General features: G+C 53.0%; 12 protein-coding genes. All 12 read left to right on the forward strand.

Features of this window, described 5'->3' with window-relative positions; all coding sequences use genetic code 11:
• Positions 1-32 precede the first annotated feature (32 nt).
• On the forward strand, positions 33-530 hold the full coding sequence (locus HMPREF3201_RS00605) for a copper amine oxidase N-terminal domain-containing protein (protein WP_062411242.1): 498 nt from the start codon (positions 33-35) through the stop codon (positions 528-530).
• Positions 531-757: 227 nt separating this feature from the next.
• Positions 758-1,702 (forward strand): aspartate carbamoyltransferase catalytic subunit, encoded by a 945-nt coding sequence (locus HMPREF3201_RS00610; RefSeq protein ID WP_062411243.1) that lies wholly within the window; start codon positions 758-760, stop codon positions 1,700-1,702.
• The gene (locus HMPREF3201_RS00615) at positions 1,686-2,975 is read left to right on the forward strand and encodes a dihydroorotase (protein WP_062411244.1); all 1,290 of its coding nucleotides are present in this window, start codon (positions 1,686-1,688) and stop codon (positions 2,973-2,975) included. Before HMPREF3201_RS00610 ends, HMPREF3201_RS00615 begins: the two co-directional genes overlap by 17 nt.
• Positions 2,975-4,036, forward strand: coding sequence for a carbamoyl phosphate synthase small subunit (locus HMPREF3201_RS00620; RefSeq protein WP_062411245.1), 1,062 nt, complete (start codon positions 2,975-2,977; stop codon positions 4,034-4,036). Before HMPREF3201_RS00615 ends, HMPREF3201_RS00620 begins: the two co-directional genes overlap by 1 nt.
• Position 4,037: 1 nt before the next feature.
• Positions 4,038-7,241 carry a carbamoyl-phosphate synthase large subunit gene (gene carB / locus HMPREF3201_RS00625; RefSeq protein ID WP_062411246.1) on the forward strand — a complete coding sequence of 1,068 codons (3,204 nt, stop codon included), beginning with the start codon at positions 4,038-4,040 and terminating at the stop codon, positions 7,239-7,241.
• Positions 7,242-7,402: 161 nt separating this feature from the next.
• Entirely contained in the window at positions 7,403-7,879 is a 477-nt protein-coding gene (locus HMPREF3201_RS00630; RefSeq protein ID WP_227163179.1) for a hypothetical protein, read from the forward strand.
• Positions 7,880-7,932: 53 nt separating this feature from the next.
• A complete protein-coding gene (locus tag HMPREF3201_RS00635) occupies positions 7,933-8,802 on the forward strand; it encodes a S66 peptidase family protein (RefSeq protein ID WP_082709358.1) in 870 nt (289 codons plus the stop codon).
• Positions 8,803-8,959: 157 nt separating this feature from the next.
• A complete protein-coding gene (gene argC / locus HMPREF3201_RS00640) occupies positions 8,960-9,904 on the forward strand; it encodes an N-acetyl-gamma-glutamyl-phosphate reductase (RefSeq protein WP_062411247.1) in 945 nt (314 codons plus the stop codon).
• A 15-nt stretch (positions 9,905-9,919) separates the two neighbouring features.
• A complete protein-coding gene (locus HMPREF3201_RS00645) occupies positions 9,920-10,639 on the forward strand; it encodes a hypothetical protein (RefSeq protein ID WP_062411248.1) in 720 nt (239 codons plus the stop codon).
• A gap of 18 nt (positions 10,640-10,657) precedes the next feature.
• Positions 10,658-11,566 (forward strand): acetylglutamate kinase, encoded by a 909-nt coding sequence (gene argB, locus HMPREF3201_RS00650; RefSeq protein WP_062411249.1) that lies wholly within the window; start codon positions 10,658-10,660, stop codon positions 11,564-11,566.
• Between the two features lie 61 nt (positions 11,567-11,627).
• Positions 11,628-12,800, forward strand: a complete 1,173-nt coding sequence (locus HMPREF3201_RS00655; RefSeq protein WP_062411250.1) for an acetylornithine/succinylornithine family transaminase — start codon at positions 11,628-11,630, stop codon at positions 12,798-12,800.
• Between the two features lie 201 nt (positions 12,801-13,001).
• Entirely contained in the window at positions 13,002-15,161 is a 2,160-nt protein-coding gene (speC, locus tag HMPREF3201_RS00660; RefSeq protein ID WP_062411251.1) for an ornithine decarboxylase, read from the forward strand.
• Positions 15,162-15,205 lie beyond the last annotated feature (44 nt).

A 15,205-nucleotide genomic window follows, 5' to 3' on the forward strand; every position in this document is an offset into this window, starting at 1 on the left:
TCGCTTATGTTTGATGGGAGGGGGAGTCCCTTATGAAAAAGTGTATGATGGCGGCCCTGTTTATGGCGGCCTTGGCGGTTAGTCCTGCTTTTGCGTATAATGAAGGGCCAATCATGGGGCCCTATGTATCGGTGCCGGGATTGACGGCCATCCAGCAGTGTAAACTCATGGTTGCCGGCAAGGTCATGGATCCGGCTGACGGAGCGGTGCTGCAGAAAGGCGATGTGGTCATGATTCCACTGCGTAAAGTCGCTGAACAGTTAGGGTATACGGTAAATTGGGACCCGACGGACCAGAGCGTCCGCGTCGAAATGAACATTGCCTATATCATCATCAAACCCGGTGAAGACTGGTATGAACGCATCGGGACGATTAAGAAAATCAATTTGAACCGCATCTTCCAATATGGCACGGGCCCGGTCAATGTTAACGGCACGATGTACGTACCGGCTCAGCTTTTTGAAGCCTTGTACAATAACGTGTCCGTTTCCCCGCAGGAGGTAATGATTACGCCGGCGGACCAGGCTTAAAAATAATCCGGCTTTAGGGAAGACCCTAAAAAATTTCTTGACTTTATAGGCCATGGCCGATAAAATAGATAGAGAATATACGACAGTCCTGTGAGGCTGTGTGATTCTTATACTTCTAGCTTGTACCTTTAATATAGTCCGGAGAGGCTACAAAGGGACATATTTTGCCATGCTTAGAATATGACCTTTGCCTTTCGGCAGAGGTCTTTTTTTTCAAGGAGGATTCGATGGTTAATATACAGGGCAAGAGCCTGTTGGGACTCCAAGGAGTGCCGAGGGAAGAAATTGAGTTGATCTTGAAGGTGGCCAAGAAAATGAAGGCTGTCGTCAAGAGCGACAACAAGAAACTGTCTTTGCTCAAAGGCAAGTCGGTGGTCAACATGTTTTGGGAACCGAGTACCCGTACCCGCGGTTCTTTTGAAATGGCTGCCAAGTATCTCGGTGCCGACGTCATCAATTTCACGCCCCGAGGAAGTTCCATTCAAAAAGGGGAAAGCTTCCGCGACACGCTCTTAACGGTGACGGCCATGGGTGTCGATGCCATCGTCATGCGTCAGAAACAGGAAGGTTCGCCGTACTTTGCCCAGCGCTGTGTCGACCCGATCATTATCAACGCCGGTGACGGAGCTCACGAACATCCGACGCAGGGCCTCCTCGACATGTTCACCATCCAGGAAGTGAAGGGCCGCATCGAAGGATTGAAGGTCGTCATCGTCGGCGATATCGACCACGGCCGCGTTGCCCGTTCCAATATTTACGGCCTCAAGACGATGGGCGCCGACGTCCACCTCGTCGGCCCGCGGACGCTGCTCCAGCCGGAACTGGAAGCCATGGGCGTCACCGTCCACTATGACCTGAAGGAAGCTCTCAAGGATGCCGACGTCATCAACGTCCTGCGCATTCAGAAGGAACGGCAGGGCATCGGATTCTTCCCCAGCGCCGGCGAATATAACTCGCTGTTTGGAATCAAGAAAGACCGCCTCAAATGGGCTAAAGACGACGTCCTCGTCCTTCATCCGGGCCCGATGAACCGCGGCATCGAAATTGATTCCGACGTTTGCTACAGCGAACATTCTTCGATTCAGGAACAGGTCATGAACGGCGTATCCGTCCGCATGGCCGTATTATATCTGACAATTATGGGAGGCGATGACGTTGACATTACTCGTTAAAGGCGGCAGAGTTATCAATCCGGCTATGCAGCAGGATGAAATTTGCGATATCCTCATTGAAAATGGAAAAATTAAAGAAGTCGGTGCCAATCTCACGGCAGACAAGGCAGAAGAAGTTTTTGACGCTTCCGGTCTCGTCGTAGCACCGGGCTTCATCGATATGCACGTCCATCTCCGTCAACCCGGCCAGTCGGGCAAGGAAACGATCGAAACGGGAACTCAGGCAGCGGCTGCCGGCGGCATTACCCGCGTAGCCACCATGCCTAACACCAAACCGGTCATCGATTCGGCCATTGTCGTCGACGGCTTGAAGTATAAGATCGAACACGAAGCGAAGGTTAAGGTAGAAATTATCGGCGCCATTTCTAAAGGCCAGCAGGGCCAGGAATTGTCGGCCATGGGCGCGATGGCCAAAGAAGGAGTCGTCGCTTTTTCCGATGACGGCCACTACGTCGAAAATTCCGACTTCATGCGTAAAGCCATGGAATATGCCAGCATGTTCCACAAGATCATCATCGACCACTGCGAAGATGACAACCTCATCGAAGGCGGGAATATGCACGAAGGCGTCGTATCGAATGAATTGGGCATGAAAGGCCGTCCGGCCGTTGCCGAAGACATCGCCGTTGCCCGCGACATCTTCTTGGCAGAAGCGACGGGAACACCGGTCCACATCGCCCACATCAGCACCAAGAACGCCGTCGACCTCGTCCGCCAGGCTAAAAAGCGCGGCGTCCAGGTTACGGCAGAAGTTACGCCGCAGCACCTCATCTTTACCGATGAAGCCCTGCGCACCTTTGAAACGCGCTACAAAATGAATCCGCCGATCCGCTCGGACATCCACCGCGATGCCTGCGTCGAAGGGCTTAAAGACGGCACCATCGATGCTGTCGTTACCGACCATGCACCCCATGAATGGGAAGAAAAAGACCAGGAATTCAATTTGGCACCCAGCGGCTTCGTCGGCCTTGAAACGAGTGTCGGCGCTATGCTGACCCATTTGTATCATACGGGCATCATCGACCTCATGAGCCTGGTCAATGTCATGTCGACGGCTCAGGCCAAGATCCTCAATCTGGATGCCGGCGTCATTGCACCGGGGAAAGATGCCGATTTAACGTTCCTTGATCTCGATAAAGAATGGACCGTCGATTCCTCGAAATTCTATTCCAAGGGAAAGTCGACTCCTTTTGATGAAATGATCTTCAAAGGGAAGGCGGCAGCGACCATCGTCAATGGTAAATTTGTGATGAAAAACGGGGAGGTTTTATAATGAAAGGTGTCCTCATATTAGAGAACGGACAGAAATTTTACGGCAATATGCTGATGGACGAACCGGCCGTCGGCGAAGTTGTCTTCAATACAGGCATGACAGGCTATCAGGAAACCTTTACGGACCCGTCCTATGCCGGTCAGATCATTACCCTGACCTATCCGATTATCGGCAATTACGGTTTGTTCCATGAAATCGAACAGGCTGACCGCCCTTATGCTGCCGGCTTCATCGTCAGCGAACTCTGCGAAGAACCGAGCAACTGGCAGAATGAAGGTCAGCTGTCTACCTTTATTATGACACACCACATCCCCTGCCTCTACGGCGTCGATACCCGTGCCATTACCCGGGCTATCCGCAGCCAGGGGGTCATGAAAGGCGTTATCGTACCGGAAACGATGGAAGAAAGCGCTATTAAAGAACTCTTTGATACGCCCCTTGAAACGCAGCTCGTAAAAAAAGTTTCGACGCGGGACATCAAGCACATGGGCGACGGCCGCTACCATGTAGCCGTCATGGATTACGGCGCCAAGGGCAATATCCTTCGTGAATTGGTCAATAACGACTGCCGCCTGACAATCTTCCCGGCAACGACCAAGGCCGAAGACGTACTGGCCATCAATCCCGACGGCATCTTCCTCAGCAACGGCCCTGGCGACCCTAAAGATATTCCCGATATCATCGATAACGTTAAACAGCTCATGGGCAAGAAACCGATTTTCGGCATCTGCCTGGGCCTGCAGCTCATCGGCCTGGCCCTTGGCGGCAAGAGCCGTAAATTGACCTTCGGCCACCGCGGTTCCAACCATCCGGTCAAAGATATCCGCACGGGCCGCGTCTACATCACGTCTCAGAACCACGGCTACATCATCGATGAAGATTCCCTTCCGAAGGATGAAGTCGTCATTACCCACCGCAACCTCCATGACAACACCCTTGAAGGTTTTGAAGTTCCGTCCCGCAATATCATGTGCGTCCAGTACCATCCGGAAGCCTCGCCGGGACCGACGGACAATCTGTATCTGTTTACACAATTCGTCAAGATGATGGAGGAAAAATAACATGGTAGAAGGATTGAAGAAAGTACTCGTTATCGGTTCCGGCCCTATTATCATCGGGCAGGCCGCCGAATTTGACTATGCCGGTACCCAGGCCTGCCGGGCCTTGAAAGAAGAAGGATTGGAAGTCGTCCTCATCAACAGCAACCCGGCGACGATCATGACCGACGAAGACATTGCCGACCGCGTCTATGTCGAACCGATTTCCCTCGACTACGTTACGGAAGTCATCGAAAAAGAACGGCCCGACGGCCTCTTGGCCACCCTCGGCGGTCAGGTCGGCCTCAACATGGCTGTCCAGTTGGCCAATGCCGGCGTTCTCGAAAAATACAATGTCCAGCTCCTCGGTACGCGCCTGTCGGCTATCGAAGAAGCGGAAGACCGTGAATTATTCAAAAAGGCCATGAACGATATCAACCAGCCGGTACCGGAAAGTGATATCTTTGAAGACGTTCCCTCGGCCATTGAATTTGCCGATAAAATCGGCTACCCGATCATCGTCCGTCCGGCCTTTACCCTCGGCGGTACCGGCGGCGGCATCGCCCACGACGAAGATGAACTGTTCATGATCGCTACCCGCGGTATCAAGCTCAGCCCGATCAATCAGATCCTCGTCGAACGCTCTGTTGCCGGCTGGAAAGAAATCGAATACGAAGTCATGCGCGATAAGGCCGATAACTGCATCATCGTCTGCAACATGGAAAACGTCGACCCCGTCGGCATCCATACGGGCGACTCCATCGTCGTCGCTCCCAGCCAGACCCTGAATGACCTGCAGTATCAGATGCTGCGCACGGCATCCCTCGATATCATCCGCCGCTTGAAAATCGAAGGCGGCTGCAACGTCCAGTATGCCCTCGACCCGAACAGCAACCAGTACTACGTCATCGAAGTCAATCCTCGTGTCAGCCGTTCGTCGGCCCTGGCTTCGAAAGCGACGGGCTATCCCATCGCCAAAGTTGCCGCCAAAGTGGCCACCGGTCTTACGTTGGACCAGATTACTAATGCCGTTACGGGCAAGACGACGGCCTGCTTCGAACCGACCCTCGACTACTGCGTCGTCAAGTTTCCGCGCTGGCCTTTCGAAAAATTCGCCTTGGCCGATAAATCCCTGGGCACCCAGATGAAGGCGACGGGCGAAGTCATGTCCCTCGACCGCTGCTTTGAAGGGGCCCTGCTCAAAGCCGTTCGCTCCCTGGAAATCGGTGTCAACTACATTTCCATGAAGAAGCTTGAAAGCAAGTCCCTCATCGATATCGTCGAACTCCTGCAGAAGCAGGATGATGAACGACTGTTCGTCGTCGCTCAGGCCCTGCGCCTCGGCATCAGCGAAGAAAAGATTCACTACATCACCGGTTACGACCTGTGGTTCCTCCATAAAATCAAAAACATCATCGACGTCGAATTCGACCTGCAGCGCAACAATCTGACCATCGATAACGTTCGCTTGGCCAAACGCTACAGCATGCCCGACGCCGTCATCGCCGAATTTACCAAAAAGACGGAAGAAGAAGTCCGTCAGTTCCGCGTCGACCACGGCATTATGCCGACCTTCAAGATGGTCGATACCTGCGCGGCTGAATTTGAAGCGGCTACGCCGTACTACTATTCCTGCTATGCGACGGAAGACGAAGTCAAACCGCTCGGCAAGAAGAGCGTCATCGTCCTCGGGTCCGGTCCGATCCGCATCGGCCAGGGAATCGAATTTGACTACTGCTCCGTCCATTCTGCCTGGGCCCTGCGCAAGGCCGGCATGAACAGCATCATCATCAACAACAACCCGGAAACGGTCAGCACCGACTTCGATACGTCGGACAGCCTGTACTTTGAACCGCTCATGGTCGAAGACGTCATGGCTGTCGTCGAAAAGGAAAAGCCCGTCGGCGTCATCTGCCAGTTCGGCGGTCAGACGGCCATCAACCTGGCGGCTCCCTTGGCTAAGCGCGGCGTCACCGTCCTCGGCACTTCGGTCGACGGCATGGACCGGGCAGAAGACCGGGAACGTTTCGATGAAGTCCTGGCCAAATTGAACATTCCTCGTCCCGACGGCCGCATTGCTACCAGCGATAAAGAAGCCATGAAGGTCGCGTCCGAATTGGAATTCCCGCTCATCGTCCGCCCGTCGTACGTCCTCGGCGGCCGAGCTATGGAAATCGTTTACAATGAAAAAGAATTGGAACGCTATCTCCGTGAAGCCGTCATCGCTTCGCCGGATCATCCGATCCTCATCGACGAATACATGGTAGGCCGTGAAGTCGAAGTCGACGCCGTCGCCGACGGAACCGACGTCTACATCCCGGGCATCATGGAACAGGTAGAACGGGCCGGCGTCCATTCCGGTGACTCCATTGCCGTCTACCCGCCGCAGCACCTCGACGATGACATGATCGCTCAGATCGTCGACTATACGACCCGCATCTCCCTGGAACTCCAGGTCAAAGGCTCGGTCAACATCCAGTTCGTCGTATCTCGCGGCAAATTGTACATCATCGAAGTCAATCCGCGTTCGAGCCGTACCGTTCCTTTCCTCAGTAAAGTAACGCACTTCCCGATCGTCGAAATCGCAACCCGCATCGCCCTCGGCGAAACCTTGAAGGATATGGGGATTCACAGCGGCCTCATGCCGGCGAAGAAACACGTTGCCGCTAAGGCTCCGGTCTTCTCCTTCAGCAAGATTGGCCTCGCTGAAATCGCCCTCGGCCCGGAAATGAAATCGACCGGCGAAGTCATGGGTATCGGCCATTCCTACTCGGAAGCCCTGTATAAGGCCGTCAACGGCGCTAAGATGAAGATCCCTGCCGGCGGTACGATCTTGGTTACCGTCGCCGACCGCGATAAAGCCGAAGCCCTCCATCTGGCCGAAGGCTTTAAGGAACTGGGCTACCACATCATCGCCACCGAAGGCACCGGCTCCTACTTCAACGATCACGGCATGCCCGTCGACATCGTCCGCAAGATCCATGAAGGCGGTCAGAACATCGCCACCATGATCCGCAACGGTAAAATCGACTTGGTCCTCAATACCCTGACCTATGGCAAACATCCGGAACGTGACGGCTTTAATCTCCGCCGCATGGCTGTTGAATTAGCCGTTCCCTGCCTGACCTCTCTGGACACGGCTCGCGAAGTCCTGCGCGTCTTTGCCAATAAGGGCAAGAACGACGGCTATCATCACGTCGCAGCCCTTCAGGATTACGATATGGAATAAGGTTACAGGCCTTGAATCGGTCTGCTAATACAGAAGTCTCTCACAATCGTGGGAGGCTTCTTTTTATGCCCGCAGTTTTGATATGGACCGGCAAGGTGGGATCGGGTTTTGTAAGGAGAAATTATGCTATAATAAACATAATTACAGAAAGGATGATGATCATGAAATTAAAGCACAGCTTACTTGCGGTGACCTTTGGCGCCGCCTTGACCTTTGGCAGCATCTTTGGCGCCCAGGCCTTCTTCAACAGTCCCTTGGCAGCCAACAGTAATTACCGGCCCATCAACTTCGGCATGGGCTACGAAATGTACGTCGACCTCAGTTCCTTAGAAACCATTAAAGATAACGGCCAGGGCTGGATCTTTAAGGTCAATGTCTTCCGCTCGCCGGAAGATTCGGGACGCATCGAAGGGACGTATACCCTGACCTATAAGATTTTCCGCGGACAGGCCTGGATATACAATGACTCGACCAATACCTGGCTGGAAATCCCCATGCGGAAGAAAGAACTGAAGCATAAGGATATTGCCGACTTCGTCACGGTCAACCTCTGTTACCGCCAGAAGACGGGTCAGTATTTAAACGATGACTACGGCTATGTTCAGGGGATGGAACGCTATTACAAGGGGGAGTCGTAACGGATGCGGCCGTTCATGTTCCGGCGCCGCTGAAAACCGGTGACTACATCGGCATCGCGGCACCGGCAACGCATGACGAGGGGCAGGATATTTCAAAGGCGGTGGCACGTCTGAAGCAGGCCGGTTACCGGGTAAAAGTCATGCCGACGACGTCCGGGTCCTACGGCTTCTTTTCCGGAACCGATGAGGCGCGGGCCAATGATGTGAACGCCTTATTCCATGACGATGACGTAAAGGCCATGGTCTGCCTTAATGGCGGTTACGGCTCGGCACGCATCCTCGATAAACTCGATTATGACTATATCGCAGCCCATCCCAAATGGGTCGTCGGCTTTAGCGATATTACGGCCCTTCAGGTGGCCTTGTGGGAAAAGAGCCATCTGGTTACGGCCAACGGCCCGTTGATGGTTACTTTAGGGGATGCGAATGATTATACAGCCAATCAATTTTTTAACGGTCTGACCCGGTCTGACTGGCACGGTAACTTGGCCTTGCCGGCTGGACGCAAATTGAAAACGATCGTTTCCGGGACGGCAAAAGGCCCCATCGTAGGTGGTAACTTGACCCTCATTGCCTCTCTCGTCGGTACACCCTATGCTCTCGACGGCACAGGGTGTATTTTGGTGCTCGAAGATACGGGAGAAAGCTCGTACCGTATCGACCGCATGATGAATCAGCTCTGGCAGAGCGGCCTCTTATCGCGGGTTTCTGCCATTGTTTATGGCGATTTTACGGCTTCTTCTCACGACGAAGGTGACTTTACGACGGATGAGGTATTGGATTATTATGCTCACTTGGCTCAGGTACCGGCCATCAAGGGCCTTCCCGTTGGCCATACGTCTAATAAGGCCTTTATTCCGTACGGTATCACGGTTTATCTTAATGCTAGTGGGCCGGAAGCGTCCTTGTCTTTTCAGGAATGATAAGTTTTGACGAAAAGGTATAATGATAATTATGTAAAAACAATGCATATTTTATTGACAAAACATTTTAATTCAACTATAATGAATTAAAATTCAATAAAACATCAAGGTATAAGCTATTTAGAGGTATAAATTGTGTTTCTGGGAGTGATGCATTGTGAAGACGAAAGTATTTATAGATGGACATGAGGGGACGACAGGCCTTCGGATTCATGAACGCCTGAGCCAGCGTCAGGATATCGAATTGATTCCCATCGCTGACGAACACCGCAAGGACCCCGATGCCATCCGCGCCTGCCTCAAAGCCGCCGACATCGCCTTCCTTTGCCTTCCCGACGATGCGGCTGCTGAAGCCGTCAAATTGGCAGAAGGCTGCAACGTCCGACTCATCGATACGTCGACGGGCCGGCGGGTAGCACCGGGCTGGACCTACGGCTTCCCTGAATTGTCGAAGGCGCAGGAAAAAGCCATCGCCCACAGCGATTTCGTCGGCAATCCCGGCTGCCATGCCAGCGGCGCCATTTCGATTTTGCAGCCCTTGACGGCAGCGGGATTGGTCCCGGCCGATTATCCGGTGACGGCCTTTTCCCTGACCGGGTACAGCGGCGGCGGTAAGAAGATGATCGCCCAATATGAAGGCCATAAGAGCGCTGACCTTTTGGCACCGCGTCAATACGGCCTGAGCCAGCAGCATAAGCATTTAAAAGAAGTCGTTTCCATCTGTCATTTGGCACAGGAACCGGTCTTTACGCCCATCGTCGATGACTATTACAGCGGCATGGAAGTGATGATTCCTTTCTTCAGCCAGCTGTTGACTAAAAAGGTTACGGCAAAAGACGTGTGGAATATCTTAGCCGAGCATTATGAAGGCTGCCCCTTCATCCACGTCCTCGACTTTGGGGTCGACAAGGGCGGTTTCATCAGTGCCAATGACATGAGCGACTACGATGACATGGAAATCGTCGTGACCGGCAATGACCAGCGCATCATGGTCACGTCTTTATTCGATAACCTGGGAAAGGGCGCTTCCGGTGCGGCCATTCAGAACATGAACCTCATGATGGGCATCGATGCAACGACAGGATTACAGTTAAAACATTAGAAAGGTGGAGTCAGTATGAGTCAGGTTTATGATAACTTTGGCGTACCGCAAGGATTTCAGGCTGCCGGTACGTACAGCGGATTATGCAGCAGCCGTGTGAAATTAGATGTCGCCATGATCGTAAGCCGACGAGACTGCTCCATCGTAACCGATACGCAGCAGGGGATGACGGCCCGGTCCGGAAAGGTCCTGGTACTGCACAATGGAATGGCGCTTCCAGAAGGCCTGAGGGGGCGCGAAATTTCAGAGGAAGTCTGTCAGGCCGTCGGTACCTGTATCGAAGAAGCTCCGGCTTCGGTAGCCCTCGTCGCCAGCGGTGCCAAGGGCCAGTATTTCCGGCCATCCCTCTTGATCCATAGTCTGAAAAATCTGACGGCCGGCCTCGATACGGATAGTCAGCCTGTCGAAGCCGTTATCGACAATGGCGGTGACGTGTCGGCCCAGACCGTTCTTCTGGCAGATAACGGCGGGGCCTTAAGCGGCATTGCCGCTGACGGGACGGCGGACAGCGACGGCTTATGCGTCATCATGACCGACGCCGAAGCCGACGGCGCTATGATTGAAACGGCACTGGCTCAGGTCAAGGCTGATATGGATACGGAGAATTTTACCTTCATCGTCATGGCCAATGGGGGAGCCGGCAGTCAGCCGGTCGGCCAGGATGACTTTTCCGAAGGAATCGAAGCATTACTGGTAAAATTAGGCTTTCAACATGCTTTGAAAGCGTGCAGTTAACTAGGGGGAAGACAATATATGTTCAAAAGAAGTGATCTCGTTTCAGAGGATGTAAAAGCCGTGACCAATGCCCAAAAGGCGCAGATTTTGATGAATGCCCTGCCATACATCAAAAAATACAACGGAAAAATCGTCGTCGTCAAATACGGCGGCAATGCCATGATCAATGAAGACTTGAAGCGGTCGGTCATGGGCGATATCGTCTTATTGAACCTCATCGGCGTCAAAGTCGTCCTGGTCCACGGCGGCGGTCCGCATATTAAATCGGCGCTGGATCAATTGGGCATCGAATCGAAGTTTATCAATGGCCTGCGGGTGACCGACGAAGCGACGATGAAGGTCGTCCAAATGGTCCTGGCCGGCCAGGTCAATAAGGATCTGGTTAATCTCATCGGCTCCATCGGCGGCAAGGCCATCGGCCTCTGCGGCATCGACGACCAGATGATCAAGGTCCGCAAACAGAGCGACGAACTGGGCTATGTCGGACGCATTACCGACGTCGACGTATCCATCATTCAGGATAACCTCGATAAAGGTTATATCCCGGTCATCTCGACGATCGGGACCGATACCAATGGCCAGGCTTACAATATCAATGCCGATACGGCTGCGGCTCAGATTGCCGGCGCCCTAAATGCCGAATGTATGCTGTCCATGACCAATATCGACGGCGTATTAAAAGATCCGTCCGATCCCGATTCACTGTTGACGGAAATTACCCTTGAACAGTCTCGTCAGTTAGAGCAGGACGGCATCATTGCCGGCGGCATGATTCCCAAAGTACAGTGCTGTACCGATGCCATCAAAGCCGGTGTCAAGCGGGTGTTTATCATCAACGGCACCGTACCTCACGCCATTCTCATTGAAATGCTGACCGAAGAAGGCTTGGGAACGATGTTCGTCGGCCACTATTCGTTAGGGAAGTAAGGCTGTTCTTTTGGTACACTGGATTGTCGACCCGGATTAGGGCAAAAAGGAGATACAGAACATGGCAGAAGATTATAAAACTCTGGATAAACAATATATCGTCAACGTCTACAATCGGATCGGTGCCGTCCTAGACCACGGCAAGGGAGCCACCTTATACGACGTAGAGGGGAAAAAGTATATCGACCTCAGTGCCGGCATTGCCGTCAATATCTTTGGCGTCTGTGACGACGAATGGATTCAGGCCGTCGAAACGCAGCTCCATAAATTGAGCCACATTTCGAACGTCTTTTACACGGAACCGCAGACCGTCTTGGCCGAAAAATTGTGCCAAAAGACGGGGATGAAGAAGGTGTTCTTCTCGAATTCCGGTGCCGAAGCCAATGAATGTGCCATTAAGACGGCCCGGAAATATTCTCACGATAAATATGGCGACGGCCGCCATACGATCATCACCTTGAAAAATAGTTTCCATGGCCGGACCTTAGCGACCCTGACGGCCTGCGGCCAGGACTCTCTCCATCAGGACTTTGGTCCCTTCGTCGACGGTTTCGTTTACGCCGAAGCCGATAATTTTGACGACGTCAAACACTTATGCGAAACGAATAAGGTCTGCGCCATCATGATGGAAATGGTACAAGGCGAAGGCGGCGTCCATCCCCTCGATAAGGATTTTGTCAAACAGGTGGAAGCTTACGCCAAGGCTCACGACATCCTGATCGTCGTCGATGAAGTCCAGACCGGCAACGGCCGTACGGGATACCTCTATGCCTATATGGGCTACGGTATCGAACCGGATATCGTCTCGACGGCTAAAGCCATCGGCGGCGGCCTGCCCTTAGGCGTCACCCTGTTTGCTTCTTCGACGGAACATACCCTGACCGACCACACTCATGGCTCGACCTTTGGCGGCAACCCAATCTGCACAGCCGGCGCCATTTCCATCATCGACCGACTGACGCCGGAACTCATGGAAGAAGTCCAAAAGAAGGGCCAGTATATTAAAGAAGAATTGGAACCGTGCCAGCACGTCGACCACGTATCGGGCATGGGCCTCATGATCGGCGTTGCCCTGAAAGACAAAGATCTGAGTGACGTTGTCGAAGGCTGCGTCGCAAAAGGCGTCCTGGTCCTGACGGCCAATGGCCTGCTCCGGCTCCTGCCGCCCCTCAACATCTCCTGGGATGACTTGAAAGAAGCCATTGCTATTGTGAAGAAGGTCATCGATAAATAAGGGAGAGGGGAAACTTATCGTACCTTCCTGCAAATAAAATATTTTTATAAAATCTCAGAGCTAGAAACAAGGCCCGGCGTAGATGCGCCGGGTCTCTTTCTGTATACGGAGCCTCCTTTCTTGCTATTGGCCGGTGAATTTCGTACAATATGGCTATACCAGCAATTGGGTAGTTTTTGAAGCCAATAAGGAAGGCCATACATGAAACATTTAAAAATAGCTTACAGTTTTGACGTACAGTATTACTTTGTCGACAGCGACCGGGACATCGTGCCCATTGAAGAAACGGACTTTACCGATGTCGCCGTAGCCGTCCTGTCGGATCAGGATTTTTCTTATATTGACACCATTACCGAGACAGGATTCGGCATCCCCATCATGGTCATCATGCCCGGCGGTGAGAAACTGCCGGAAGCGTATATCGACAAGGTCGACGTCGTCTTGACGGAAGAAATGGTCAATAAGAGCCGTTGCATTGCCGCTGCCGAACGCTTGGCCGGCCGCTATGAACAGACGGTGCTGCCGCCCTTTTTTGCCGACCTCGTCGACTACGTCAATGAAAAGAATACGCCTTTTGACTGCCCGGGCCACCAAGACGGCTTATTTTTCAAAAAGCATCCGGCCGGACGATACCTCTATGATTTCTACGGACCCCACATTTTCCAGTCCGATATTTGTAATGCCGACGTCACCTTAGGGGACCTCCTCATCCATGAAGGGCCGGCCCTCGAAGCCCAGGACTTTGCCGCCGAAGTATTCCATGCCGATAAGACCTATTTCGTCCTCAACGGCTCGTCGTCGGCCAACAAGGTCGTGGCCAACGCCTTATTGGCCCCAGGCGATTTGGTCCTCTACGACCGCAACAACCATAAGTCCGTCGCCATCGGCGCCCTCATCCAGGCCGGCGCTGAACCGGTCTATTTGGAAACGGCCCGCAATCCCTATGGCTTCATCGGCGGCATCGACGCCCACTGCTTCGGTGAAGGCTATCTGCGTGAGTTAGCTGCCGAACGAAATCCTGAAAAGGCTAAGGCAAAACGGCCTTTCCGACTGGCCGTCATCCAGCTCGACACCTATGACGGCACGTTATACAATGCCCGTTACGTCGTCGACCGCATCGGCCATCTCTGCGACTACATCCTCTTTGATTCGGCCTGGGCTGGCTATGAACAGTTTATTCCCATGCTCAAGGACTGCTCGCCTCTCCTCCTCGATTTACAGGACGACGATCCGGGCATCCTCGTCGTCCAGTCGGTCCATAAACAGCAGGCCGGGTTTTCCCAGGCTTCGCAGATCCATAAGAAGGACAATCACATCCATGATCAGAAGCGCTACTGCAACCACAAGGTATTTAACAATTCCTTCATGGCCAATGCTTCGACAAGTCCTTTTTATCCCATGTTTGCCACCATTGCCGTCAATGCCAAGATCCACGCCGGTGCTGCCGGCCGCAAGATGTGGCTGGACTGCGTAAAATTGGGTATCGACGCCCGAAAAGATATCCTGCGCCGCTGCCATTATATCCGCCCCTTCGTAGCGCCTGTCGTTCACGGAAAGCTTTGGCAGGAAGGGGATACCGATGACATAGCTCATGATTTGGCTTACTTTACCTTTGAGCCCGGTGCCAAGTGGCACGCCTTTGAAGGCTACGGAGACGGTCAGTATCGCGTCGACCCCTGCAAGCTCCTGTTGACGACGCCCGGCATCGATGCCGAATCGGGAGAATATGAAGATTTCGGGATCCATGCCAATATCTTGGCGACGTACCTGAGAGGGAACGGCGTCATTCCTGAAAAGTGCGATTTAAATTCCATTCTGTTCCTCCTGACGCCGGCAGAAAATAAGAATAAGATGCGCCTCCTCGTCTCCCAGTTGGTCCGCTTTGAACGCTTCGTCGATCACGACGTTCCCATGCAGGAAGTCCTCCTCGGTGTCTACAACGCCCATCCGGACCGCTATGCCGGCTATACGATACGCCGACTTTGCCAGGAAATGCACGATTTTTATAAATCCCATCACGTCAAAGATTTACAGAAAAAACTGTTCCGCAAGGAATACTTCCCGGAATACGTCATGAGCCCCCAAGAAGCTCATCACTCCTTCGTCCGCGGCCAAGGCGAATTGGTTGCTCTCGACAATATCGAGGGCCGCATCGCCTTGGAAGGCGCCCTGCCGTATCCGCCGGGCGTCCTCTGCGTCGTACCGGGCGAACGCTGGTCGAAGACGGCTGTTCAGTATTTCAAGGCCCTTGAAGAAGGCCTTAACGAACTTCCCGGATTTGCCTCGGAAATCCAAGGCGTCTATTTGGAAAAAGAGGACGATGGCCGCATCCATGCCTACGGCTACGTCCTAAAAGAATAAGCTTGTAAACGAAAAAAACACGATTTCTTCCGTGAAGGAAGAAA

Origin of the sequence: Megasphaera sp. MJR8396C (assembly GCF_001546855.1) — a bacterium.
In the GTDB taxonomy this organism is placed as follows: Bacteria; Bacillota; Negativicutes; order Veillonellales; family Megasphaeraceae; genus Megasphaera.